Source organism: Pseudomonas sp. Sample_22 (assembly GCF_004307635.1).
Lineage (GTDB): Bacteria > Pseudomonadota > Gammaproteobacteria > Pseudomonadales > Pseudomonadaceae > Aquipseudomonas.
In genome coordinates, this window is the sequence record NZ_RCNY01000080.1 from 1 (window position 1) to 24,631 (window position 24,631).

A 24,631-nucleotide genomic window follows, 5' to 3' on the forward strand; every position below is an offset into this window, starting at 1 on the left:
TTCGGCAGCGGCCTGTCCTGGAGCAACGATGGCCTGGACAACCTCTATAAAGTGCTCTCGGATTATCAGTACGAGACCAAAGAGATCCTCTGGGACGCCTTGAACAGCAAGAAGGTGCGTGAAACCAGGCGGGTGTTCAACCGTTTTCACCTGCTGGTGCTGGAAGAAACCACTCAGTTCAGCAGCGATCCGCAGAAACACACCTACCAGAGGACCGAAACCGAGTACTACATCGATCCGGACCAGCCGTTCAAGGAGCAGAAGCCCTATTGCCAGCTGCCAAAAAAGGTCACCCAGACCTGGCGCCACCTCAGCGCCACGCTGCCCCGGCACGAGGAAACGGTCACCACCACTTATGACGACTTCGGCAACCTGCTGACCCAGGTCAACGCCAACGGCGTGACCGAAACCAGCGAGTGGTACCCCGCGAAGGGCGAGAAGGACGCGGACGGCAATGTCCTGTGCCCAGCCGACCCTCAGGGTTTTGTGCGCAACCTCAAGAGCAAAACCGTGACGCCAGCCAGTTCCAAGTATGGCAAGGCTCCCACCCTGCAGACCTGCTACCACTATGTCGCCCAAAAGGGCCTGGAAAACAAGGGCACCTGGCTGGCCTTGAGCGTCGAGAGCCTGATGCAGCTCGATCGCAGTAAACAGGTGCCTCTGCAACACAGTGTTTTCAGCTACATCGACGAACCTGATAACGCCTTCGAGCATGGCCGCAAGTTGACGGACGAGGTCACGCTCAACGGCAAAACCACCACCACCGGTTACGTCTACAGCAAGACCCGCAATGCCCGCAATGGTGAGACCGTCCTGAAAACGAAGAGTACCCTGACCGGATTCGATGGCGAAAAAAAGGTCCTCACCCTGGAGCACTCCTTGCTCAATGGTGAGCCGCTGCTCAACCACGATGACAACGATGTGGAAATTGCCTACGAGTATGACTTGCTGGGCCGTGTGACCAAGGAAACCGTGGCGCCGAACAATGAAACATACAAAGCCAGCCGCCACTATACCTACACGCTCACCAACGCGTTCGGTCAGCAGGCAACGCAAAGCGCCAGGGACGTCAAGGGCGTTGAAACCATCACGTACCTGGACGGCCATAACAGGGTCGTAAAGGAAACCCGGTGCGATGCCGACGCTCTGGGTGGTGATCCTGATGCGTTTCGTGAAATCTACCGTGCGACCTACAACAACCGCGAACAGTTGACCAGCGAAACCGTTATCGACTGGGAAAGAGCAAAAGACGTGCACTTGACCAGTCTGTTCAACTACGACGACTGGGGTGAGCAGCGCAGTGTGATCCGACCCGATGGTGTCGAGGAACACGAAGCCACCGATCCAATCGCCCAAACCACCACGAAGTGGCTCGAAGGCATGGGTAAAACCGTCACGGCCAACAACCTGTTCGACAAGCCCGACAGCGTCAAACGTATTGACCTGGATGGTCAGGTGATCAGCGAACATGTCTACCACTACGATGGGATGGGCCGAACCGCCGAGGAATATGACGCTGCCGGCAACTGGACACGCTATGAGTATGACGCGTTCGACCGGATGACCAAAACCCTGTTGCCTGACAGCAACGAAGTCGTACGCCAGTACGCCGAACACAGCAGCGAAGACCTGCCGGTGAAGATCAGTGTCAATGGTGTCGTGCTCGGAGAGCAGGAATTTGACGGCCTTGATCGCATGACGGTATCGATTACCGGTGGGCGTCGAAGTGAATACACATTCGATCCGGGGCAAAGCCAACCCAAGACGGTCAAGCGCCCCAGCGGGGTGGAAACCGCTTACGTCTACCGGCCGGAACTGGGCGAAGATCCAGAGCAGCGGATTGCGCTGGAGAGTACCGCCGTTTATACCTACGACCCTAAGAATGCGCGCTTGCGGTCCACCGAAGAAATAGACCAGGAGGGTATCAAACATAGCCTTGCGCGTGAGTACTTCAGCACCGGTGAAGTGAAAAGCGAAACCCGTGGGCAAACCGGCGAAGATGAGCGCGTCATGTATTACGAGTACAGCCGGCAGGCACGGTTGATGAGTTACACAGATGTGCTGGGGCAGACCCAGAACTACGAGTACGACAATCTTGCCCGGTTGAAAGCCACCGAGTTGGGTGACACACGTTCGACGTTCGACTACGACGATCTGGGCCAACTCAAGACAATCGAAACCGTCGACGGCACGCAGAAGCTCAAGATCGATCTTGAATATGATGATTTCGGCCGTGAGGTGCTGCGTACGTTCGACCTGGGCAATCAGGTCATACAAACGCTGAGCCAAACCTACGACGAGGTCGACCGGCTTACTCAGCGCACGTTGATGCAAGGCACTGAGACGCTGCGTGACGAACTCTATGAGTACGACCCGCGCGGGCGCCTGGTCAATTACATTTGTACCGGCAGCCAATGCCCCGAAGACCCTTATGGCAAGATCATCAAGGGTCAGATTTTCGGCTTTGATGCGCAGGACAATCTGGACTTCGTGGAAACCACCTTTGAGGGTGGGGTTCACGCGATCACTTTCGAATACGCAAACGAGAACGACCCTTGTCAGCTGACCGGGCTCACCAATGACTTGGATCCGGCTCGCCCAGACGACCCGCTCTATCCGCCCAGAATCGACTTCACCTATGACGCCGACGGTAACCTGCTGCGCGACGAGGTTGGTCGTATCCTGGCCTATGACAGCCTGGGCCGTTTGATCAGCGTCAGCGCCTTGTCCGGCGAGACGGCCAATGATTATCACTATGACTCACTGGACACGCTGAACGGGCGCAGTAGTGCTGGCGGCAATGAGCAGCGCTTCTACAAGAGCGGCGAACTGGTGAACCAGATTCAGGATTCCGGCAGCAGTACCTTCATGCGTGGCGACGGAGTTGTGCTCGCCGAGCACCAGGAAGGTGCTGGCCCAAAGGCCCTGTTGCTGGCCAATGACGACAAGAACACTGTGCTGTGTGAGGTGAACCAGGAAGGTCGCAGCGAGATCGCTTACTCGGCGTATGGCCATCGTGCGGATGATCCATCGGTGAGCAGTCATCTGGGTTACAACGGCGAACGGCGTGAAGCGCAAACCGGCTGGTATTTACTGGGCAATGGGTATCGGGCGTTCAATCCGCTGTTGATGCGGTTTCATAGCCCGGACAGTTGGAGCCCGTTTGGGGAGGGGGGAATGAATGCGTATATGTATTGTTTAGGAAATCCGATTAAACATAAAGACCCGACAGGTCATAGTGTACTCGCTATAGCTTTGGGGTTGGCTGCCGCGGGAGGAGCGATCTGGTCCTTCAAGGAAGATAATGTCGCCGTGGGAATATTAGCCACTATTGCATCGGTGGCATTAATTTTTGTAGGAGGATCCATGCAGTTGAAGGCCGGCCGCAGAATGGCAAGAGCTAATGCTCCTGCAACACCAAGATCAATAACTAGATCTGCACCTACATCTACCGGCACATCTACATCTACCCCTACACCTACACTTCCATCTAAACCTATACCTACACGAGCAAGAAGTGGCGCAGTGACGTCTAAGGATATGGAGGTAGCTAGGTTTGAGCCTCAACTTCAGCCTATGATAAAAGGAAATACAGCTCCTAAACCTCAGCCAGAAACAAGAGCAAGCTCATCAACTTACACCAATGTTACGGAAACGCCACACCCATATAGTGGTGGGAATGACGGCGCCGAAATTTTAAAGTTCAATAAAAAAATTCCGAGAATTCGGACTCAAATTAGCTGATAGCTCGCTTCCCGGCTCTGTTTGGTAACGCAGAGCCGGGGCAACTGGTTAATTTTCGATTATCAGTGACTGAAACTCACCCCTTCAACCCACTCACCCGCGCAAATTCTACCAACCCACCGTCATGGTCAAGTCCCAACTTGTCCATGGCGGTGCGTTTTTGTCGGCTGATGGTTTTTTCGCTGCGGTTCAGTTGCGCGGCGATCTGCCGGCCGGACAAGCCCTGGACGAACAGGCGCACCACTTCCAGTTCGCGCTCGGAAAGGCTCACGACTGGCGGATCATCGCTTGTGCGGGGCAAGCTCTGGGCCTCGAGAATCTCGGCAAAGGAAGGGCTGAGGTAGCGACGCCCCTTGGCCACGCTGTGCACGGCGCGTTTCAGCTCGATCAGTGGGCTGCGCTTGTCGAACAGGCCGCAAACCCCCGTGTTGAGCAAGGCTTGCAGCAGGGAGGGGTTGCGCAACATGGTCATGACGATCAGCGAGACCTGAGGGAAATGACGTTTCACATAACCCATCAATGCCAGGCCGTCGGGAAAGCGCCCGTAAGGCATCGAATAATCACTGACCAGAATGTCGCACGCTGTGCGCTCCAGATGCTCGATCAGTTCATCGGCATTCTGCGCTTGGGCAACGATCGAGATTGTTGTGCCCAAAGAGGGGCACAGCGACATTTGCACACCCATCAGCACCACCGGATGATCGTCGGCGAGGATGATGCGCAAGGGTCTTGAATGGCCATGCCGGCGCGATACGGGAGTATCGTCGCAGGCATCATTGAGGGTTTGACCAAAAGATAGGGGGGCAGCCGGGTTCATGCGGTTTCTCGGTGAGGGCCGATGGCGCGCCGTACACCGCAATCGACCGGGTTCAGGGTAAGTGGATCAAGCCTTGCTCCAGCGCCTTGACCACCGCGGTCCAGCGTGAACTCACGCCGAATTTGCGACGAATGTTGCAGAAGTGGTAGTTCACCCCGGCTTCGCTGCAATTGACGATCTGGCTGATTTCCCAGGAAGACTTGCCCGCAGCGCTCCATTGCAGGACTTCTGTTTCTCGGGAGGTGAGGGTAATGCCTTCCTGGTGCTCGGTTTTGCGCGCGTGAAGAGGCGGCTGGGCAACGGCGGGGCGGCTGGAGATCGGGTTCGAACTGTGCATGGCAAACTCTCCCGTTGTTCAATCTGAGATGTGGGCGCAACGGATCCTTCCTACTTCAAACGGGCATGGTTCGCGCGACCGCCTTACAGACACCGCCATAGGTGCTGTAGGACGGGGTAGTTATAGCCTGATTCAAACATCTTGAAACCTGTAAGAAATAACAGGTACGCCACTTTAAATCAGAGGTTCGAGACGTTTCTGTCGTCCTTGAGTGTTGTTCGCGTGGGATTTTGCAACCTGTACATGTAGGAGTTGATGAAACACCTGGTATGGGCTTGGTAGACGCGCCGGGAACTGTTCGACCGCGATCCCGCGGTTTTGCAGAAAGCTCAACCCGCATCGCTCTGCCAACCAGATCAGCGCCGCCCGCCTTGAACTGCCTCCGAGGCCGAGACATGAACGTAATGGTGGCGTGTTTCGTGATTTAAGGTAGGGTTTAGGCAGGACTTCGCGCAACAGGAGAAGTAAATGCGCTATTCAGCCTTGACCCAACGAATTGCCGGCGACGGAGCAGCGGCCTGGCACATTCACGACCGAGCACTGGAATTGATAGAGCAAGGCGTCGACGTGTTGTTGCTGTCGGTCGGGGACCCTGACTTTGACACCCCCAAACCCATTGTCCAGGCTGCCATCGACAGCCTGCTGGCTGGCGATACCCATTACTCGCCGGTGCGTGGCAACCGCTCGCTGCGCAACAGCATCGCCCGGCGCCATGCGCGACGTAGCGGCCAGGTGGTCGAGGCGGATCATGTGGTGGTCATGCCCGGGGCGCAATGCGCGGTGTACAGCGTCGCGCAATGCCTGCTCGATCCAGGCGACGAGGTGATCGTCGCCGAACCGATGTACGTGACCTACGAAGGTGTGTTCGGCGCCTGCGGGGCCAGAGTGGTTCCGGTGGCGGTGCGTCCGGAGAATGGCTTTCGGGTTGATCCGGCCGACGTCGCCGCGTTGATTACGCCCAGGACCCGGGCGATGTTGCTTAACAGTCCGAACAACCCATCGGGTGCCAGCCTGTCGCTGCCCATCTGGCAGACCCTCGCACAGTTGTGCATCGAACATGATCTCTGGTTGATCAGTGATGAGGTTTACAGCGATCTGTTATACGAAGGCAAACACATCAGTCCAGCGAGTCTGCCAGGCATGGCCGAGCGTACGGCGACGCTTGACAGCCTGTCCAAATCCCACGCCATGAGTGGCTGGCGGGTGGGTTGGGTGATCGGCCCCAAGTCTCTGACCCAACACTTGATCCACCTGTCGCTGTGCATGCTGTTCGGCTTGCCGGAATTCGTGCAGAAGGCGGCTGTGGTCGCCCTTGACGCCGATTTACCGCAGCTTGAGCAGATGCGTGACGAGTATCGTCTGCGTAGAGACCTGGTTTGCGACAGGCTGGCCGATTGCCAGGGACTTAGGGCGGTGAAACCCGACGGCGGCATGTTCGTCATGGTCGATGTTCGTGAAACCGGAGTTGACGCCCAGGTATTCGCCGAGCGCTTGCTGGAGGGGTATGGCGTCTCGGTACTGGCCGGCGAGGCATTCGGGCCGAGTGCGGCGGGGCATATCCGGATTGGCCTGGTGGTGGACCAGGCACGCCTGGGCGAGGCGTGTCGGCGGATCGTCTGCTGTGCGACGCAATTGCTGGAACAACAGCCAAGCTGAATACCGTTTACACACAACTGGCGGGCGGTAGCATGGAAAATGCCCGGCGGCTACCAACAGTTCTGTCAGTGGTGCAACGCAGGTTCATGATGCTCAATGGAGGGCATGATGACTCTGCATTAGGCTATTGAATGAGCGAGCGTGAAGCACCACTGTCCGACATTATGAGAGTCGTCCCGCCGGCCGCCATTTCTGCCGTGGCCCAATCGGAGTCGTCCATTGCCGTCACCTGGGTGTACCATTCCGGAGGAGGGCAGACCGCAACCCGTTTGAAGTGGGATATCGACGGGACGGTAATGGGCGAGATCGATCTCCCGATCAGGTTGGTGCGACATTCGCTCACCGGCCTCAATCCGAACACGCGGTATCGCATTTGCGCTTTCGGACTCAAGGATGATGAAGAGTCGGCTCTGAGCAGGGACGCGACGGCGACGACCAAACCTGCGAGTCTGGTGCCGACAAGCCCGACCCATCTCACCGCCACGCCGTCCAGGAATTCCATGGCCCTGACCTGGTCCGGCCCCGCCAATGCCTCCAGCTACAAGATCAGTTTTGGTCTTGCCCTCAGCGGGCCAGTCCTTGACACCAAGGTATCGCTCAGTACCAACCACACCATCAGCGGATTGGCCTCCGGCACCGGCTACTACTTTGACGTTCGCTCGTCCAATAACATCGGCGACTCGCCACCGACTCGGCTTGTTAAGCAAACGTTACAGGTACCCGCCATGCCCACGGACCTGAGGGCAACGTCGGCGGTTACCACGATGGAGTTGCAGTGGTCCGCCTCGACGGGGGCAGACGATTATGTCATCCGTTATGGTGCGGAGCCCGACGGCGAGACCAGTACGGTCATCACCGAACACGTGCGGGAAACGCTGACCGGCCTGATCAAAAATACTCTCTACTTTTTCGAGGTGAATGCGCGCAATCACAACGGGGAGTCGGATCGTCCTGCGCGTATCACGCAAAAGACCCTGGACGGGCCACCGTTGCCGTCGAAACCTGGCACGCCACAGGCCGTGGTGAGTTTCGATAAGGTAACGGTGGGCTGGGCGGCGAATGCCGCGTCGAACTGGGAAATGGCCTACGGCTTGCCTGACCAGCACCCGACGGCCATCGGCCGATATGAAACCAACCGGCCGGGGTACGTTTTGTCATACCTGGCCCCCGACACGTCGTATTTCATTGAAGTCAGGGCCTTTAACGAGAGCGGTTATTCGCTTCCCTCAAGCACTATAGTCACCATAGGTCCCGACAGGACGCAACCGCGTAATCTGCGCAATCCTGGCAGAACCTTCTCCGAAGCGTGGCTGACATGGGACCGGCCCGAAGATTCTTCGTATCTGATCGACTATGAAATCACCTGCCCGGGACGGCCCACTGTACACACCACTATGCGTGAATATATTGCGACTGGTCTGGTGGCCGGCGTGGAGTATGCGTTCCAGGTTCAACCTCGGCGGCCCGAGGGGCCGCTTGCAGCGCGCCCGGCTTCAATCAACGTGACAACCCATGACCGTGTGCCGCCGACTCGCCCTAAAGGCGTCAGGCTCACGCCCGTGGTGACTGATAGTGCACGCCTTGAGTGGGACGCGTCGCAAGACAATGTGCGGGTTACCGGATACGAGGTCCGCCGAAACAACGGCAACTGGACCTCGGTCAGTGGCACAAGCCATCCGGTCACCGGTTTCATCGCGGGTGTCACGGATATTTTTGAGGTAAAAGCCAAAGATGCCGCCGGTAACCTTTCCTTGCCCGCCATAACGAAATTCACAACCGGCAATACATCGAATCCACCGCGCAACCTTCGGATCACCGCCAACGAAAACCGGACCGTTTCAATTGCCTGGGATGCGCCGCTGGGCCAAGGACCGATTGGCTATCGGGTCAGCGTTCTATTTCGCCCAACGGATATCACTGTCCTCCATCACACGCTGTTCAACATGATTGTCGGTCTACCAGTGAACATTGGGGTGCGCAGTCGATTTCCAGGCGGAGTGTTGTCGGACCCGGTCTATATAGACGTGGTGCCAAAACCTTAGGGCCAGGCACGCCCATTCACCAGATTCCCCGGCCGTTCACCCGCCAGCGCCATCAGCAGATTATCCACGGCACACCGGGCCATTGCCTCCCGAGTCTCATGGGTGGCCGAGCCGATGTGCGGGGTAGCTACCACATTGCTCAATTGCAGCAACGGCGAGTCCTGATCAAGTGGTTCACGCTCGAACACATCCAGCCCCGCCGCGCGGATCTGCCCCGTACGCAACGCATCGATCAAAGCTGCCTCATCGACAACCTTGCCCCGTGAAATGTTGATGAAGATGCTGTCCGGGCGCATCAGCGCGAACTGTTCGGCGCCAATCATCCCTTCGGTTTCAGCGGTCAATGGCAGCGTCAGGCAGATGAAATCCGCTTGCTGCAACAGTTCGCTCAGGCTTCGGTATTGCGCATTGAAGCGTTGTTCGGCTGCCGGTTTCGGCGAGTGGCTGTGGTAGATCACCGGCATGCCGAAGCCGAAGTGCCCGCGCTGGGCCAGGGCTTCGCCGATGCGGCCCATGCCGATGATGCCGAGGGTTTTACCGTGCACGTCGCTGCCGAAATGCGCCGGGCCGATGTTGCGTTTCCATTGCCCTGAACGAACCATGTTGGCCAGTTCCACCACGCGCCGGGCGGTGGCCAGAATCAGCGCGAAACCGGTGTCGGCGGTGGTTTCGGTAAGCACGTCCGGCGTATTGCTGAGCAGGATGCGCCGCTCGGTCAGGTAGTCGATGTCGTAGTTGTCGACGCCCACCGAGACGCTGGCGATGGCTTGCAGATTGGGGGCCAGGTCCAGCAGCTCGGCATCCAGTTTCAGGCTGGCGCCAAGCAAACCGTGGGCACGGGGCAGGGCGTCGCGCAGTTTGGCCAGGCCTTCGGCGTCCAGGCTTTCGATCAGCGTCACGTCGGTGTGCGCCTGCAGACGAGCCATCAGCTGGGGCGAGAGTTTCTTGTACAGAACGACCTGCTTTTTCATCTTCATGTTCTCAATTGAATTCAGGATTGAGCGCTCAGGGAACGCGTAACTGTGGGCCGCTCCCGGTCGCTGGCACCGGGTTTGAGCAAAATGGTCAGCACCACCGAGAACATCAGCGCGCCGCTCATCAGCAAGTACGAGGCGCCGGGCGAACCGGTGGCGCTGTTCAGGTAACCGACCAGATAAGAGCCGCCAAACGAACCCAGTGCGCCCATGCTGTTGATCAACGCCATGGCGCCGCCGGCGACGTTGGCCGGGAGGATTTCCGGGATGATCGCGAAGAAAGGACCGTACGGCGCGTACATGCAGGCCCCGGCAATCACCAGCAGGGTGTACGACCACCAGAAATGTTCGGCACCCAGCGCGTAGGAACCGTAGAAAGCAATCGAGGCGATCAGCAGCGGTGGCCAGACGAAGCGTTTGCGTTTTTGCAGTTTGTCCGAACCCCAGGACACCAGCAGCATGCCGATCACCGCCGCCAGATAGGGCAACGCTGACAGCCAGCCGGCCTCGACCATGTCCATTTGCGCACCGGCCTTGAGGATCGACGGCAGCCACAAGACGAAACCGTAGACACCGATGCTCCAGCAGAAAAACTGCAGCGCCAGGAGGATCACTTTCGGCGAGCGAAACGCTTCGGCGTAGTTCTTCACGGCCTTGATGCCGACCTGTTCGGCTGCCAGTGCGCTTTCCAGATCGTGCTTTTCCTGATCGTTGAGCCACTTGGCCTGGGACGGACGATCATCGGCCAGACGCCACCAGATGAAGGCCCAGAGCACCGCCGGCAGGCCTTCGATGATGAACATCCAGCGCCAGCTGTAATGCTGCACCAGATAACCCGAGACCACTGACATCCACAGCATGGTCACCGGGTTGCCGAGGATCAGGAAGGTGTTGGCCCGCGAGCGTTCGGCGCGGGTGAACCAGTGGCACAGGTAGATCAGCATCGCCGGCATCACCGCGGCTTCCACCACGCCGAGCATGAAGCGGATGACGATCAGCCAGTAAGCGTTGGAGACAATGCCGGTCAACGTCGCGAGGCTGCCCCAGAGGATCAGGCTGACGAAAATCAGTTTCTTCACGCTGTGTTTCTGCGCGTAGATCGCCCCCGGCACCTGGAAGAAGAAGTAGCCAAGGAAGAACAGCGCGCCGAGCATCGACGACAGGCCCGGGGTGATCATCAGGTCGGCGGCCATCCCGGAGGCAGCGGCGAAACCGTAGTTGGCGCGGTCCAGATACGCCAGGCTGTAGGTGATGAACACGATGGGCATGATGTACCACCAGCGGCGGGTGGCGAGCGTTGCGGTTTTCATGGGTGGTGCTCCTGAGCTTGTTGTTTTTGTCGCAGCAGGTAACGGTGATCGTTCCCACGCTCGGCGTGGGAATGCCTCAAGGGACGCTCCGCGTCCCCGTGACGCAGAGCGTCAGAGGCTGCGTTCCCACGCAGGAGCGTGGGAACGAGCAATATCCATCTCGGCTCTGGTGGGTAACCCTTCCATATCCCCCCGACTCTGCACCGCGCGGCTGCCAATCCAGTTGGCCCGTTGCACGGCGTCGGCAAAGCTGTGGTTTTCCAGGAGCGCGCTGATCATGCCGACGGCGAATCCGTCGCCGGCACCGACCGTGTCGACCACGGTTTGCACAGGCATACCGGCAACGAAGCCTTGATCAAGATGCGTGCGGTAATAGGCGCCATGCGGCCCCAGTTTGATCGCGACGGCTTCGACCCCCTGATCAAGGTAGAAGGCGGCGATGTCGGCCGGGTCTTCGAAACCTGTGAGCAGGCGACCTTCGCTCAGTCCCGGCAGCACCCAATGGGCGAGGGTGGCGAGGCGGTTGATCTCGGTGATCATCTGCTGCTCGCTGGCCCACAGGCTCGGGCGCAGATTGGGGTCGAACGACACGCTGCGCCCGGCTTCGCGCATGCGGGTCATCAGCTCGAACGACATCTGCCGCGCCGTTTCCGACAGCGCCGGAGGAATGCCGGTGGCGTGCAGATGCCGTGCCTTGAGCAAGTCGGGAACGATCGAATGCGGCGACAGGTGACTGGCCGCCGAGCCACGGCGAAAGTACTCGACCACCGGATCACTGCCATCGTCGGTGCGCGACTTGAGCTGGAAACCGGTGGGGTGCGCGGGGTCGATGTCGACGTGACGGCAATCCAGGCCTTCTTTCTCCAGCGTGTCGATCACGAAGCGGCCCAGTGAGTCGGCGCCGACCCGGCTCAGCCATGCCACGTTGAAACCCAGGCGCGACAGGCCAATGGCGACATTGCTGTCCGCCCCGGCAATGCGTTTATGGAAAGCGCTGACGCTGGCCAGGTCGCCGGTTTGCTCGGCGACGAACATCGCCATGGTTTCGCCGAACGAGAGGATATCGATCTCAGACATGGGCGTTCTCCAGCGACGATTGGCCGAGGTGGGCGAGGGCGCTGACGTGTTCGGAGGTCAGTTGCACCAGGTCCTCGCCTTGCAGCGGGTATTCGACAGCGCGCATGACGCCGTGGGCCATGTGCCGCAGCAACTGTTCCCACTGTTGCAGGTCGCTGGCGGCGGGCGGGATGGCGACCAGTTTGCCGTCGGCGCGGCGCATGACGGCTTTGCAATGCACATAACCGACGTGACGACCGAGCAACCGGGCCGCGTTGGTGGCGGACTGGTCCTGCCACTGCCAGTTGCCGATATCGAAGGTCATTTTGATCGGCAGCGTGTGTTGCTCGACTTCATTGAAGAAACGCTGGAACGGTTCGATGCGGCCACCGTGCAAGGTCTGGTCGTTTTCCACCAGCAATTGCACCGGGTGTTCGCCGAGTGTCCGGGCAAGGCTGTGCAAATCGCTGTTGTCGGTGAAATAACCCAGCGACACTTTCAGCCATTTGGCGCCAAACGCCTGGGCACGTTGCAACGCGGTGATCAGTTGCGGATTGGGCTTGGATTGGCCGGCCAGCCACAATTCCATGGGCGAGGAATAGACGCTTTCCAGGCCCTCGGCCCGAGTCGCGTCGGCCAGGTGTGCGGGGTTCTCAAAGGTCAGCAGCTCTTCACGCCATTCGATGCGCGTGGCCCCGGCGGCGGCCAGTACGGCGATGAAACTGCCTTGGCCGCGCTGGCGCACCAGATCGGCGCCGTAGCTGGAAAGGCTGATGGAAACGGCGGGTTTGTTCATTGTTTTTCTACCTCTGAAACCGGTTTCATTTTTGTTCAAAAAAATAGTGGGTGACCTTCAGGGCCTCATCGCTGGCAAGCCAGCTCCCACAGGGGACATGTGTCGAACACAAATTTGATATCCAGCACAAATTCTGTGGGAGCTGGCTTGCCAGCGATGAGGCCATCACAGTCAACCGAAATTCCCAAGGGTCGACCCTCGCACAATCAACCGCGCCGAAAAATCCAGGGTCCGCACCGCCCCGTCATCCCCACGCAAGCGCTTGTGCAAACACTCAAACGCGCTGGCGCCAATCTCGGTGGTCGGCTGCGCGAGGGCCGTAATCCCGCTACCCACCAACGGGTACCAATCCAGATCATCCAGCGCAATCAGGCCGACGTCGTTAAACAGATCACACTGCAACTCGCGCAGCGCATGGGTACTGGCCAACGCCGCAATACCGTTCGCGCAAAACAGCGCTTTCGGGCCGGGGCCGGTTGTGCCGAGGAAGGTTTTGAGCTGTTCGGTCAGTTCGCTGCCGGTTTCGATAATGCTGCCTTGAAGGGCCGGGCGCAGGGCGATTTGCGCCTTGAAACTGCTGACCCGCTCAATCCGCGAACTGGTGCCGTCAAACGGTTCAGTCACCATCAACACATCGCGGTAGCCGCGTTCTTCAAGGTGTGTGAGGGCCATTTCGACGGCCGCCGGGTTATCCAGGCCGACGATGTCGCTGTCCAGGTTTTCGACTTTGCGATCCACCAGCACCATGGGCATTTCCCGGTGCAGTTCATGCAGTTCGTCGCGGTGATGGCCGAGGGTGTTCACGATCAGACCTTCGATGTTGTACGAGCGCAGCAGGGCCAGGTGCTGGCGTTCCTGCTCGTCGTCGCGGTCGGTGTTGCACACCACCAGGCTGTAGCCGTGCTTTCGGCAGGCGGTTTCTACCCCGTGCATCACAGCGATTGAATAAGGGTTGCGAATATCGGCCACCAGCATGCCGATAAGACGGGTGCGCCCACGTTTGAGGCCGCGGGCCATCTGGTTCGGCCGATAGCCCAGTTCGGCAATCGACTGTTCGATGCGCCGGGCAATGGCGTCGGAAAGCAGGGCGCGGTCTTCGCCGATGAACCGCGAAACGCTGGCCTTGGAGACCTTGGCGTGTTCGGCCACGTCGAGCATGGTCACGCGGCTGCGCTGGGCGGCGGAGAAATCGTTCACGGTCTGAAACCTTCTTATTGGATTTATAAGGCTGAGCGCATAGCGCTGAAACCGGTTTCAGAAGACACCAAAATTGAATCTGTCGTCAAGTGTTCGATGAGTCACAGTCCGACAAAAGCCGACCGATGGCGCTCAGCTCAGCAGGCTCAGCCAGGCTGAACCCAGCAGCAACAGGCCCATGCAGCGGTTGAAGCGTTGCATGGCAGGAGGTGAGCGCAACCAGCGTGCGGAACCGGCGCCAAGCAAAGCCCAAGCGCCGAGACACGGCAGCGATATCAAAAAAAACGCCAGCGACAGAGTCAGCACACGCGCCAAGCGGTTTTCACCGGTGCCGGCAAACACACTGACCACCGCCAGGGCCATCATCCAGGTTTTCGGGTTGATCCATTGCAGGCTCGCCGCGCCCAGCAGGCCCAGGCGCTTTTCGGCATTCTCGCAGGCAATCGCCACGGCAGGGGCGCGGAAGATTTGCCAGGCCAGATAACTCAGCCACGCCACGCCGGCCCATTGCATGAGCGTTTGCAACAGCGGCCATTGGCTCAGCGTAGTCCCGGCGCCCGTGCCCACCAGCAACACCAGCAACGCGGCGCTGGCACAGGCGCCAAGAATGATCGGAACAGCGGCGGACAAGCCGAATCGGGCGCTGTTGCTCAGCACCAGAATGTTGGTCGGGCCCGGGGTGATCGAAGCCACGAAGGCAAACAGCAAAAACGGAAGAAACGTCGGAAAAGAGGACAGCATCGCAGGCTAGCTCCGGTGAAGATCAGTGAACGTGATCTTCACCAACCAGGCGTTTATCTGTCTGGAAGATTTGAGCAGCGCTTGCGGTACAGCGCCGGCGTCAGACCGTAGGCGCGCACGAACCAGCGGCCCAGGTGACTCTGGTCGGCAAAACCCAACGTCATTGCCACCGTGGCCGGTTGTGCGCCTCGGGCGAGCATTCGACGCGCTGTGGCCAGGCGCAATTGCACCAGGTACGCGTGGGGCGCGATGCCGTAGGCAGCCTTGAAGGCGCGGGTCAGGCGAAAGCGGTCGACGCCGGTGGCGGCGGCCAGTTGGTCGAGGCCGATGTCCGTTTGTGCGTTGGCGTGCAGGTATTCCCGAGCCTTTTGCGCAACCAGGGGCAAGCGCGGATCTTCGCCATAGCGAGTGCGCCAATGCAGGTGGCAGGTCAGGCGTTCGAGCAAGCCATCGAGAGCGGTCTGGCGGACGATCTTCAGTTCACCACCGTGCAGTGTCTCAAAGGCAAGACTGGTGGCCTGGGCCAGGCGCGAATCATTGGCCAGGGTGGTGGCGAAACTCAACTCGCTGTTGTCCGGGGCATCGTTGAACACGGCACCGAGTTCGCGCTGCAACCACTGCGGGTCGAGGTACAACATGCGATAGGTAAAACCGTCGGCGGTCGGCGCATCGCCGTCGTGAATATCGCCTGGTTCCAGCAAAAACACCTTGCCCGGCGTGCTCTGATGCCTGGCACGCCGACAATTGAACTGCTGCACCCCTTGCTCGGTAACGCCCACCAGATAACTGTCATGCCAGTGCGGATCATAGGCATGCCCCTCGAAATGCGCGCGCAGGGTCTCGATGCCGGTGTCGGCGTCCTGGGCCAGATCGAGCCAGTTGTGAGAAGTCATGCGGCACCTGCGGGGCGGAAATCACGGCTCATTTAACGTCTTTGAGGGAGACCATGACTAGAACGTTTGTGCAGGGATCAATTGAATAGCCCTGCCGCAATATTGATAGAGAACCCGAGAATCGAGGTATTGAACAGAAAACCGATCAACGACTGCGCCAGCACGATCTTGCGCAGATCCCGGGTCGCCACGCCAACATCCGATGTCTGCACCGCCACGCCGATGGTGAACGAGAAGTACAGAAAGTCCCAGTAGTTGGGCGTTGTCAGCCCTTCGGCAAAGCGCAGTGCTGGCTCCTTGCCTTCCCAGGTGTAAAACAGCCGCGCGTAATGCACGCTGAAAATCACCCCGATCAATAGCCACGAACCGATTACTGTCAGTGCGGTGAAGCCGTAATGCAGCAGTTTGCGGGTGGTTTCCAGGTCCCTGCTGCCGGCCAGTTCGACGGCAATGGTCGCCAGGCTGGCAATCGCTGCAATGCACACCACGAACAGCACCAGCCCGGCATTCTCGTCTTCGATGTCGGCAATGCGTTTGACGTCAGCCGCCTTGGAGCGCGCGGCAAGCCAGAACATCAGAATCAGGTAAGTCCAGACCCCGACGTTCCAGCCAATGAGGATTTTGCTGATGATTGAATCGGCCGGAACAAGGACCCCGGCCGCGACACCAAAGGTGGCGGCGGCGGACAGGCGTGGGTGCGTGTGGGTGAGGAAGGGCATGGAGGCTCAATGAGTCAAGGCATTGCAGACACCTTAGCCCAGCGCAGTCTGTTATGACCACAATCCGAAGACGATGAGATCCCTGTGGGAGCGGGCTTGCCCGCGATAGCGGAGTTACAGTCAACATAGATGTTGAGTGTGATGGCTTCATCGCGGGCAAGCCCGCTCCCACAGGGATTTGTGTTGGGTCAGGTTTATTTGTGGCGTTTACGCACCAGTTTCATCACCACCACAAAAAACACTGGCACAAACAGCACCGCCAACGTCGCGCTGATCATCCCGCCGATGACCCCGGTGCCGATGGCTTGCTGGCTCGCCGAGCTGGCGCCGGTGGCGATCGCCAGGGGCACCACGCCGAGGATGAATGCCAGCGATGTCATCACGATGGGCCGCAACCGCAGGCGTGCCGCTTGCAAGGTGGCGTCGAGCAGGTCGTGGCCTTCGTCGTACAGGCTCTTGGCGAATTCGATGATCAGGATCGCGTTCTTCGCCGACAGGCCAATGATGGTGATCAACCCGACCTTGAAGAATACATCGTTGGGCATCCCGCGCAGGGTTACCGCCAGCACGGCGCCGAGCACACCCAGCGGCACCACCAGCAGCACCGACGTCGGAATCGACCAGCTCTCATACAGCGCCGCCAGGCACAGGAACACGATCAGCAGCGACAACCCGAGCAGGATCGGTGCCTGACTGCCGGAAAGGCGTTCCTGCAAGGACAGCCCGGTCCATTCCTGACCCAGTCCCACAGGCCCCAATGCCACCAGCCGTTCGATCTCGGCCATGGCTTCGCCGGTGCTGTGGCCGGGTGTCGGTTCACCGGAAATGGCCACTGCCGGGTAACCGTTGTAGCGGGTCAATTGCGCCGGGCCTTGAATCCATTTGGCCTGGACGAAAGCCGAGAGCGGCACCATTTTTCCGCTGTTGTTACGCACGTGGATCTTCAACAGGTCGTCAACCTGACTGCGTTGGTCGCCCTCGGCCTGCACCACAACGCGTTGCATCCGCCCTTGATTGGGGAAATCGTTGATGTAAGTCGAACCGACGGCGGTGGACAGCACGCTGCCGATGTCGGCAAAGGACACGCCCAAGGCATTGGCCTCTTTGCGGTCGACGATCAATTGCACCTGCGGCGCTTCGGCCAGGGCGCTTTCGCGCACGTTCATCAGGATCGGGCTCTTTTCGGCGGCCGCCAGCAACTCGCTGCGGGCCTGCATCAACGTGGCGTGGCCGAGGCCGCCGCGATCCTGCAAGCGGAACTCGAAACCGCTGGAGGTACCGAGGCCGTCCACCGGAGGCGGCAGCACAGAGAAGGCCATGGCGTCCTTGATCTGGCTCAGGGCGATGTTGGCGCGATCGGCAATCGAGCTTGCCGAGTCATCGCTGCCACGTTGCGACCAATCCGTGAGTGTCGAGAACGCCAGCGCCGCGTTCTGCCCGCTACCGGAGAAGCTGAAACCGAGAATCACCACGCTGTCGCCGATACCCGGCTCACCGGCGTTATGCGCTTCGATCTGTTCGGCCACCTGCACGGTACGGTTCTTGGTGGCGCCGGGCGGCAACTGAATGTCGGTAATGGTGTAGCCCTGATCTTCCACCGGCAAAAACGAAGAGGGCAGGCGCGCGAAGCACAATCCCAGACCCACCAGCAGCACACCGTAGATCAACAGATAGCGGCCGGTGCGTTTGAGGGCATAGGCGACCCAGCCCTGATAGCGGTCGGTCAGTTGCTCGAAACGACGGTTGAACCAGCCAAAGAATCCGCTTTTTTCATGATGCTCACCCTTGGCGATCGGTTTGAGCAGGGTCGCGCACAGCGCCGGGGTCAGGGTCAGGGCGAGGAACGCCGAGAACAGGATCGAGGTGGCCATCGACAGCGAAAACTGCCGGTAGATCACCCCGACCGAACCCTGCATGAATGCCATCGGAATAAACACCGCGACCAGCACCAGGGTGATGCCGATGATCGCCCCGGTGATCTGCTTCATGGCTTTGCGCGTGGCGTCCTTGGGCGACAGGCCCTCGTTGGCCATGATTCGCTCGACGTTCTCCACCACCACAATGGCGTCGTCGACCAGGATACCGATGGCCAGCACCATGCCAAACATGGTCAGCACGTTGATCGAGAAACCCAGGGCGAGCATGGTCGCAAAGGTGCCCATCAGCGCCACCGGCACCACCAGCGTCGGGATCAGCGTGTAGCGGATGTTTTGCAGGAACAGAAACATCACGGCGAACACCAGCAACATCGCCTCGCCGAGGGTGTAGACCACTTTGGTGATGGAGACTTTGACGAACGGCGAGGTGTCGTAGGGAATCTTGTATTCGACGTTCGCCGGGAAGTAGCGCGACAGCTCGTCCATCTTCGCCCGCACCAGGGTGGCGGTGTTGAGGGCATTGGCGCCGGGCGAGAGTTGCACGCCGACAGCGGTCGACGGCTTGCCGTTCAGACGCGTGGAAAACTGGTATTCCTGGCTGCCGATCTCGACCCGCGCGACATCGCCGATGCGCACCGTCGTGCCATCGGGATTGGCCTTGAGCACGATGTCGGCGAATTCTTCCGGCGTCGATAACTGGCCTTTGACCAGAATGGTCGCGGTGATTTCCTGGCTGCGGCGGCTCGGCAAATCACCGATGCTGCCGGCCGAGACCTGGGCGTTCTGGGCGACGATGGCCGCGTTGACATCCGCCGGGGTGAGGTTGAAACCGATCAGCTTCTGCGGGTCGATCCAGATGCGCATCGCTCGTTCGGCGCCATACAGCTGCGCCTTGCCGACGCCGTCCAGGCGCTTGATCTCGTTCATCACGTTGCGCGCCAGATAATCGCTGAGCGCCACGTCGTCGAGCTTGCCGTCGCTGGAGGTGAGGGTGATCAACAACAGGAAACCGGCGGAGACTTTTTCTACCTGCAAACCCTGCTGGTTCACCGCTTGCGGCAGACGCGACTCCACGGCTTTCAGGCGATTTTGCACATCCACCTGGGCCATCTCCGGGTCGGTGCCGGGCTGGAACGTCGCCTTGATCGTGGCGCTGCCGAGGCTGCTTTGCGATTCAAAATACAGCAGGTGATCAGCACCGTTGAGTTCTTCCTCGATCAGGCTGACCACGCTTTCGTCCACGGTCTGCGCTGAAGCGCCCGGGTACACCGCGTAGATTTCGATTTGCGGCGGCGCGACATCGGGGTACTGCGCCACCGGCAACTGCGGGATGGCCAGGGCACCGGCCAGCAGGATGAACAGGGCGACCACCCAGGCAAACACCGGGCGGTCGATAAAAAACTGCGGCATATACAAGCGTCCTGCTTACTGGCCAGAAACCTGGGCAAGTGGAAGAGGGGAGTCGTCGATCTGCACTTTCTCGCCGGGGCGGGCATGTTGCAGGCCTTCGGTGACGATGCGGTCGCCCGGTTTGAGACCGCGGGTGACGACCCAGCGGTCGTTCTGCACCTGGCCCAATTCCACCGGTTGCTGGCTGATGCGCTGTTCAGCGTCGAGCAGCAGCACTTGCGCAATACCGGCGCTGTCGCGCTGGATCGCCCGCTGCGGCACGCTGATGCCTTGTTGATTGACCGCTTGCTCCAGGCGCACGCGCACGAAACTGCCGGGCAACAGGTCAAGGTCGGGGTTGGGGAATTCGCTGCGCAGAATGATCTGGCCGGTACCCGGGTCGACCGTGATATCGCTGAACAGCAATTTGCCCGGCAACGGATAGAGGCTACCGTCGTCCTGAATCAGCGTGGCTTTGGCCTGTCCTTGACCGACTTCTTCAAGCTGGCCGGAGCGGAATGCGCGGCGCAGGTCATTGAGTTCACGGGTCGATTGGGTCAGGTCGGCGTGAATCGGATTCAGTTGCTGAATCAATGCCAGCGGCGTGGTTTCGTTCTGCCCGACCAGCGCTCCTTCGGTGACCAGCGCACGGCCGATGCGTCCGGAAATCGGTGCGGTGACGGTGGCGTAACCCAGGTTCAGCCTGGCACGTTCAACCGCAGCTTTGCTGGCGGCGACATCGGCGGCGGTCTGCCGTGCGTTGGCCCGCGCATTGTCGTAATCCTGACCGCTGATGGCCTTGTCGTCGATCAACTGGGCGTAGCGCTGTTCCTGCAGTTTCGCCTGGAACGCATTGGCTTCGGCTTTGCGCAGCGCGGCTTCGGCGCTATCGAAGTCAGCCTTGAACGGCGCCGGATCAATACGGAACAGCACGTCGCCTTTTTTCACGTCGCTGCCTTCGCGGAAGGTGCGTTGCAGGACCACGCCAGCCACTCGGGCACGCACTTCAGCAATGCGCGGCGCGGCAATACGCCCGCTCAATTCGCTGCTGATCGACAGCGGTCGGGCTTCGATGGTTTCGATGCGAACGCTGGCCAAGGGTGGCTGTTCCTCGGCGATCGAGGACTTGTCGCACGCGCTCAACGTCAACGCCAGGGCCAAAAGGCTGAGCCTGGCAAGCAGTTTCTTTGACATGAATTACCCCAATAATGACCCCCAGCATCCTACTGGGCGTCGGCGAGGGTAGCGGTGAAGCTTTGTAGGCGCTGTGTGAAATTGTGTAAGGGTTTTACTCAGGAGTGTGTGTGGGCGTATATCCTTCAAGCCTTGAATCTTTTTGCGCCTGTCAGGCCGCTATCGCTGGCAAGCCAGCTCCCACAGTGGTTGAGGCTGCACACACAATTTGTGTTCACATCAGACCCTGTGGGAGCTGGCTTGCCAGCGATTAGGTCCTGACTGGCGCCACTGCACTTCTGGAAACACCCCATGCCCAACATCCTCCTGGTCGAAGACGACACTGCCCTCGCTGAACTGATTGCCAGCTATCTGGAGCGCAACGGTTATTCCGTCAGCGTGATCGGCCGCGGCGATCATGTGCGCGAGCGTGCGCGGCTCAATCCGCCGGACCTGGTGATCCTCGATCTGATGCTGCCAGGCCTCGATGGCCTGCAAGTCTGCCGCTTGTTGCGTGCCGATTCGGCGGCGCTGCCGATTCTGATGCTCACCGCCCGCGACGACAGCCACGATCAGGTGCTGGGGCTGGAAATGGGCGCTGACGATTACGTCACCAAGCCGTGCGAACCGCGGGTTCTGCTGGCACGGGTGCGCACGTTGCTGCGGCGCAGCAGCCTCAGCGAGCCGCAAACCGCCAACGACCGGATCCTCATCGGCAATTTGTGCATCGACCTGTCCGAGCGCACCGTGACCTGGCGCGGTCAGTCGGTGGAAATGTCCAGCGGCGAGTACAACCTGCTGGTGGTGCTGGCCCGGCATGCCGGTGAAGTGCTGAGCCGTGACCAGATCCTGCAACGCTTGCGCGGCATCGAATTCAACGGCACCGACCGCTCGGTGGACGTGGCGATCTCCAAGCTGCGGCGCAAGTTCGACGACCACGCCGGCGAGGCGCGCAAGATCAAGACCGTGTGGGGCAAGGGTTACCTGTTCAGCCGTTCCGAGTGGGAATGCTGAGGCCATGTTCAGAATCCTCTTTCGTCTGTACCTGGTGACCATCGTCTCGTTCAGCGCGGCGATTTACCTGGTGCCGGACCTGGTGATCAAGGTTTTCCACGACCGATTCATCACTTACAACCTCGATTACTCCCGAGGCTTGCAAACCCTCATCGTCAAACAATTCAAAGCCGTGCCGACCGAGCAGTGGCCCGCGCTGGCAGCGGAAATGGACGGTGAGTTCAAACCGTTGCACATTGTGCTCAGCAGCATTGACGACCCTGGATTATCCGTCGATGAGCAGCAACGTTTGCAGCGTGGTGAGAACGTGGTGCGCGTGGGCGATTGGGGCTGGCGTACCCTGGCGGTGGCGCCGCTGAATGAACGCACCGTGGTGCACATGGTGGTGCCGCCGGATCCGATGGATGTCAGCCTGTTGTACTGGAGCATCAACGTGCTGATCGGCGCGACCATGCTGGCGTGCCTGTTGCTGTGGTTGCGCCCGCACTGGCGCGATCTGGAACGCTTGAAAAGCGCGGCTGAACGTTTCGGCAAGGGCCATCTGAGCGAGCGCACGCAGATTGCCCCGAGTTCCAACATCGGCAGCCTGGCCAATGTGTTCGACACCATGGCCGGCGACATCGAAAACCTGTTGAACCAGCAGCGTGACCTGCTCAATGCGGTCTCCCATGAATTGCGCACGCCGCTGACACGCCTGGACTTCGGCCTGGCGTTGGCGCTGTCCGATGACCTGCCAGCCGCCAGCCGTGAACGCCTGCAAGGATTGGTCGACCACATCCGCGAACTCGATGAGTTGGTGCTGGAGCTGTTGTCCTACAGTCGCCTGCAAAATCCGGCACGGATACCGGAGCAGGTCGAGGTGTCGCTGGACGAATTCATCGACAGCATTTTGGGCAGTGTCGATGACGAACAATCGCCAGACATCGTCATCGACGTACTGTTGCATGGTCAGCTCGAACGCTTCACCCTCGACCCGCGGCTGACCGCCCGCGCCCTGCAGAACCTGTTGCGCAACGCCATGCGCTACTGCGAAAAACGCATCCAGGTCGGCGTGCAGGTGTGTCCCAAAGGCTGTGAAATCTGGGTGGATGATGACGGCATCGGTATTCCGGACGACGAGCGTGAACGAATCTTCGAACCGTTCTATCGGTTGGATCGCAGTCGTGATCGGGCTACGGGCGGGTTTGGTCTGGGGCTGGCGATCAGTCGCAGGGCGCTGGAGGCGCAGGGTGGCACGTTGACGGTTGAAACCTCGCCGCTTGGGGGGGCGAGGTTTCGGTTGTGGTTGCCGACGCTGGATTGATTTCGGTGTTAACTCGTACGTATGTTTGTTATTTCAGGATTCTGAGGACTACGAACTCTAGGGATCCGCAGGATGTTATCGCGTCGACCGAACTCTATTTTCGGGCTAACAGACCCTGATGTCTGCGGCCGCGAAAAGCTTCCTTGGTTGGGGCTACTGGAAGGCGATGAACGCGGTGGTGACGCCGGTTGCCTCGCGGGATTTGCGTTGGATGTAAGTGAACGCATTTCAAAGTCTCCAGTCTGGGCACGTGCAGGAGCACCTCTGGAACCCCTCAGCCCACGACCCTTAAGCCCGCGACCCTTAAACGCATAGCCTCCGAAAGCAAAGGCCGCAAAGCTGGCGGAAACAACTGCAAGCCCATCAAGTGCATACGCCAGTGTATCGTCTTCTACAATCTCTGCTGCCGCAGCACTAGCCGTTCCAACAACGAGGCCAATAATTCCTGCCAACAGCAAGCCGGAAAAGTGCCCGGTCGGATCGCTGCGATTGACCGGATCTCCCACGCAATACACATACGGATTCAACCCGCCTTTTTCGAAAGGGCTCAAGTTGTCCGGGCTGTTAAAGCGCATCAATACCGGGTTGAACTGGCGGTATCCATTACCCAGATGATAGTGCCCGGTCAACGGGTCTGGCCGTTCGCCGTTAAACCCCAGCAAACTGAGCACGCCGTTTTCACTGGAGCGATGACCGTAGGCGGTATAGACAATGGGCTTGTTTTGCGTGGCATCAAGCACGTTGCAAACTGAACGTTGCCGATCGGTTGCCAGCAAGGTTGCAGTCGTCCTGCCGTCCCGGTGTTGCTGTTGCGCCAATGGCTGGTCATCGTGCTGTAACAGGCTGTGCCGCACAGATCCCTTAATTTCGGTGGTCAAGCGAGTCTTGCAGTAAAAGCGTTGGAGGCTGTCTGAAGTTGGAAGCGCACTGCCGACCAGGCGGTCGAGAGCGTCGTGATGGTAGCGACACAATGTGGTGTTACTAGAGAAAGTAGACATCGATCGAGCTCCATTGAACGCTCAAGATAGGTGCTCTCAGCTTCGGAGGATTGTTGATCGTAGTCTACTGTCAGAAATACCAGTGTTGGCTCGCCCGCGACATGATCTCCAGGGCAGCTTATGATCAAGTGCCAAGAAGTATCATGTGCTGAGCCGGCCGCGCAGTGATTTGGCCATGCCTTCCAGGTCGGTCATGGAATTACGCCCGATCAGCATCCACGCGTGTTGCATATCCGCCCAATAGACAATGTTCATGCCATGTCGACGCTCCCGGGCGATAGGCCGGCCGCCGCTGTTGGAGCGGGTGATGCATAGCGCCAACGGGCCGTGGAGCGGATCGAGGTAGGTGATCTGGGCGATAGGCACGCCATCGTATTCAAGAATTTGCGCGCGCTTGAGTTCGGCGCGAGGCAAGGCCAGTTGCGCCGGCGCAATGCTCAGGTCCAGGCTCGCCTCGATCGTGCGCAATTGCGTGCGCTGGGTGGCTTCATCGTTGGGCAAATGGTCGAGGGTTTGCGGAATGTACAGGACCATGTAGTCAGCCACCAACTGGCGCCAGTTATCGTTCTGCTGACTGGCTTGCCAAGCGAGGAAC

Annotated in this window: 18 protein-coding genes and 1 pseudogene; 5 read left to right on the forward strand and 14 right to left on the reverse strand. The window is 59.5% G+C overall.

The features are described from left to right. Positions 1 to 3,744 (forward strand): RHS repeat-associated core domain-containing protein (locus D8U73_RS19840; protein ID WP_130905511.1); only part of this gene is annotated, 3,744 nt, incomplete at its 5' end. A gap of 76 nt (positions 3,745 to 3,820) precedes the next feature. Here D8U73_RS19840 and D8U73_RS19845 read toward each other — a convergent pair. After that, positions 3,821 to 4,561, reverse strand: coding sequence for a response regulator (locus tag D8U73_RS19845; RefSeq protein ID WP_130905512.1), 741 nt, complete (start codon positions 4,559 to 4,561; stop codon positions 3,821 to 3,823). Between the two features lie 52 nt (positions 4,562 to 4,613). Next, positions 4,614 to 4,898, reverse strand: coding sequence for a LuxR family transcriptional regulator (locus D8U73_RS19850; protein ID WP_241668541.1), 285 nt, complete (start codon positions 4,896 to 4,898; stop codon positions 4,614 to 4,616). Positions 4,899 to 5,366: 468 nt separating this feature from the next. Between D8U73_RS19850 and D8U73_RS19855 the strand changes: the two genes are divergently transcribed. Then, entirely contained in the window at positions 5,367 to 6,554 is a 1,188-nt protein-coding gene (locus D8U73_RS19855) for an aminotransferase class I/II-fold pyridoxal phosphate-dependent enzyme (RefSeq protein WP_130905513.1), read from the forward strand. 131 nt (positions 6,555 to 6,685) lie between these two features. After that, positions 6,686 to 8,596, forward strand: a complete 1,911-nt coding sequence (locus D8U73_RS19860; protein WP_130905514.1) for a fibronectin type III domain-containing protein — start codon at positions 6,686 to 6,688, stop codon at positions 8,594 to 8,596. On the opposite strand, the gene D8U73_RS19865 is transcribed toward D8U73_RS19860, so the two are convergent. The 10 genes from D8U73_RS19865 to D8U73_RS19920 form a co-directional block, all read right to left on the reverse strand. Next, on the reverse strand, positions 8,593 to 9,567 hold the full coding sequence (locus D8U73_RS19865) for a D-glycerate dehydrogenase (protein WP_130905515.1): 975 nt from the start codon (positions 9,565 to 9,567) through the stop codon (positions 8,593 to 8,595). The two genes, D8U73_RS19860 and D8U73_RS19865, sit on opposite strands and share 4 nt — an antisense overlap. Before the next feature lie 20 nt (positions 9,568 to 9,587). Continuing rightward, positions 9,588 to 10,880 (reverse strand): MFS transporter, encoded by a 1,293-nt coding sequence (locus D8U73_RS19870; RefSeq protein WP_130905516.1) that lies wholly within the window; start codon positions 10,878 to 10,880, stop codon positions 9,588 to 9,590. Positions 10,881 to 10,991: 111 nt separating this feature from the next. Continuing rightward, complete coding sequence (locus tag D8U73_RS19880) at positions 10,992 to 11,957, reverse strand: sugar kinase (RefSeq protein WP_130905517.1); 966 nt, start codon at positions 11,955 to 11,957, stop codon at positions 10,992 to 10,994. Further along, complete coding sequence (locus tag D8U73_RS19885; protein ID WP_130905518.1) at positions 11,950 to 12,732, reverse strand: TIM barrel protein; 783 nt, start codon at positions 12,730 to 12,732, stop codon at positions 11,950 to 11,952. Before D8U73_RS19885 ends, D8U73_RS19880 begins: the two co-directional genes overlap by 8 nt. Before the next feature lie 171 nt (positions 12,733 to 12,903). Further along, positions 12,904 to 13,929: a LacI family DNA-binding transcriptional regulator gene (locus D8U73_RS19890; RefSeq protein WP_130905519.1), complete on the reverse strand. Its 1,026-nt coding sequence runs from the start codon at positions 13,927 to 13,929 to the stop codon at positions 12,904 to 12,906. A 132-nt stretch (positions 13,930 to 14,061) separates the two neighbouring features. Next, a complete protein-coding gene (locus tag D8U73_RS19895) occupies positions 14,062 to 14,670 on the reverse strand; it encodes a LysE family translocator (protein WP_130905520.1) in 609 nt (202 codons plus the stop codon). Positions 14,671 to 14,723: 53 nt separating this feature from the next. Beyond that, complete coding sequence (locus D8U73_RS19900) at positions 14,724 to 15,563, reverse strand: AraC family transcriptional regulator (RefSeq protein ID WP_130905521.1); 840 nt, start codon at positions 15,561 to 15,563, stop codon at positions 14,724 to 14,726. A 77-nt stretch (positions 15,564 to 15,640) separates the two neighbouring features. Next, positions 15,641 to 16,282 (reverse strand): DUF1345 domain-containing protein, encoded by a 642-nt coding sequence (locus tag D8U73_RS19905; RefSeq protein ID WP_130905522.1) that lies wholly within the window; start codon positions 16,280 to 16,282, stop codon positions 15,641 to 15,643. Between the two features lie 194 nt (positions 16,283 to 16,476). Then, positions 16,477 to 19,569 carry an efflux RND transporter permease subunit gene (locus D8U73_RS19915; RefSeq protein WP_130905523.1) on the reverse strand — a complete coding sequence of 1,031 codons (3,093 nt, stop codon included), beginning with the start codon at positions 19,567 to 19,569 and terminating at the stop codon, positions 16,477 to 16,479. Between the two features lie 15 nt (positions 19,570 to 19,584). Next, the gene (locus D8U73_RS19920) at positions 19,585 to 20,742 is read right to left on the reverse strand and encodes an efflux RND transporter periplasmic adaptor subunit (RefSeq protein WP_130905524.1); all 1,158 of its coding nucleotides are present in this window, start codon (positions 20,740 to 20,742) and stop codon (positions 19,585 to 19,587) included. A gap of 291 nt (positions 20,743 to 21,033) precedes the next feature. Here D8U73_RS19920 and D8U73_RS19925 point away from each other — a divergent pair, with 291 nt between their 5' ends. Continuing rightward, complete coding sequence (locus D8U73_RS19925; RefSeq protein ID WP_056855269.1) at positions 21,034 to 21,735, forward strand: response regulator transcription factor; 702 nt, start codon at positions 21,034 to 21,036, stop codon at positions 21,733 to 21,735. Between the two features lie 4 nt (positions 21,736 to 21,739). Continuing rightward, positions 21,740 to 23,038: an ATP-binding protein gene (locus tag D8U73_RS19930; RefSeq protein WP_130905525.1), complete on the forward strand. Its 1,299-nt coding sequence runs from the start codon at positions 21,740 to 21,742 to the stop codon at positions 23,036 to 23,038. A gap of 8 nt (positions 23,039 to 23,046) precedes the next feature. Here D8U73_RS19930 and D8U73_RS19935 read toward each other — a convergent pair whose 3' ends face one another. Then, the gene (locus D8U73_RS19935; protein WP_130905526.1) at positions 23,047 to 24,036 is read right to left on the reverse strand and encodes an RHS repeat-associated core domain-containing protein; all 990 of its coding nucleotides are present in this window, start codon (positions 24,034 to 24,036) and stop codon (positions 23,047 to 23,049) included. Between the two features lie 141 nt (positions 24,037 to 24,177). Beyond that, a pseudogene (locus D8U73_RS19940) lies at positions 24,178 to 24,631 on the reverse strand (transcriptional regulator); the annotation flags it as partial.

What these genes read in the sequence shown, in the direction of transcription:
- D8U73_RS19845 (WP_130905512.1), bottom strand. Translation starts at nt 4,561, where the DNA reads ATGAACCCGGCTGCCCCCCTATCTTTTGGTCAAACCCTCAATGATGCC.
- D8U73_RS19850 (WP_241668541.1), bottom strand. Translation starts at nt 4,898, where the DNA reads ATGCACAGTTCGAACCCGATCTCCAGCCGCCCCGCCGTTGCCCAGCCG.
- D8U73_RS19855 (WP_130905513.1), top strand. Translation starts at nt 5,367, where the DNA reads ATGCGCTATTCAGCCTTGACCCAACGAATTGCCGGCGACGGAGCAGCG.
- D8U73_RS19860 (WP_130905514.1), top strand. Translation starts at nt 6,686, where the DNA reads ATGAGCGAGCGTGAAGCACCACTGTCCGACATTATGAGAGTCGTCCCG.
- D8U73_RS19865 (WP_130905515.1), bottom strand. Translation starts at nt 9,567, where the DNA reads ATGAAAAAGCAGGTCGTTCTGTACAAGAAACTCTCGCCCCAGCTGATG.
- D8U73_RS19870 (WP_130905516.1), bottom strand. Translation starts at nt 10,880, where the DNA reads ATGAAAACCGCAACGCTCGCCACCCGCCGCTGGTGGTACATCATGCCC.
- D8U73_RS19880 (WP_130905517.1), bottom strand. Translation starts at nt 11,957, where the DNA reads ATGTCTGAGATCGATATCCTCTCGTTCGGCGAAACCATGGCGATGTTC.
- D8U73_RS19885 (WP_130905518.1), bottom strand. Translation starts at nt 12,732, where the DNA reads ATGAACAAACCCGCCGTTTCCATCAGCCTTTCCAGCTACGGCGCCGAT.
- D8U73_RS19895 (WP_130905520.1), bottom strand. Translation starts at nt 14,670, where the DNA reads ATGCTGTCCTCTTTTCCGACGTTTCTTCCGTTTTTGCTGTTTGCCTTC.
- D8U73_RS19900 (WP_130905521.1), bottom strand. Translation starts at nt 15,563, where the DNA reads ATGACTTCTCACAACTGGCTCGATCTGGCCCAGGACGCCGACACCGGC.
- D8U73_RS19905 (WP_130905522.1), bottom strand. Translation starts at nt 16,282, where the DNA reads ATGCCCTTCCTCACCCACACGCACCCACGCCTGTCCGCCGCCGCCACC.
- D8U73_RS19915 (WP_130905523.1), bottom strand. Translation starts at nt 19,569, where the DNA reads ATGCCGCAGTTTTTTATCGACCGCCCGGTGTTTGCCTGGGTGGTCGCC.
- D8U73_RS19920 (WP_130905524.1), bottom strand. Translation starts at nt 20,742, where the DNA reads ATGTCAAAGAAACTGCTTGCCAGGCTCAGCCTTTTGGCCCTGGCGTTG.
- D8U73_RS19925 (WP_056855269.1), top strand. Translation starts at nt 21,034, where the DNA reads ATGCCCAACATCCTCCTGGTCGAAGACGACACTGCCCTCGCTGAACTG.
- D8U73_RS19930 (WP_130905525.1), top strand. Translation starts at nt 21,740, where the DNA reads ATGTTCAGAATCCTCTTTCGTCTGTACCTGGTGACCATCGTCTCGTTC.
- D8U73_RS19935 (WP_130905526.1), bottom strand. Translation starts at nt 24,036, where the DNA reads ATGTCTACTTTCTCTAGTAACACCACATTGTGTCGCTACCATCACGAC.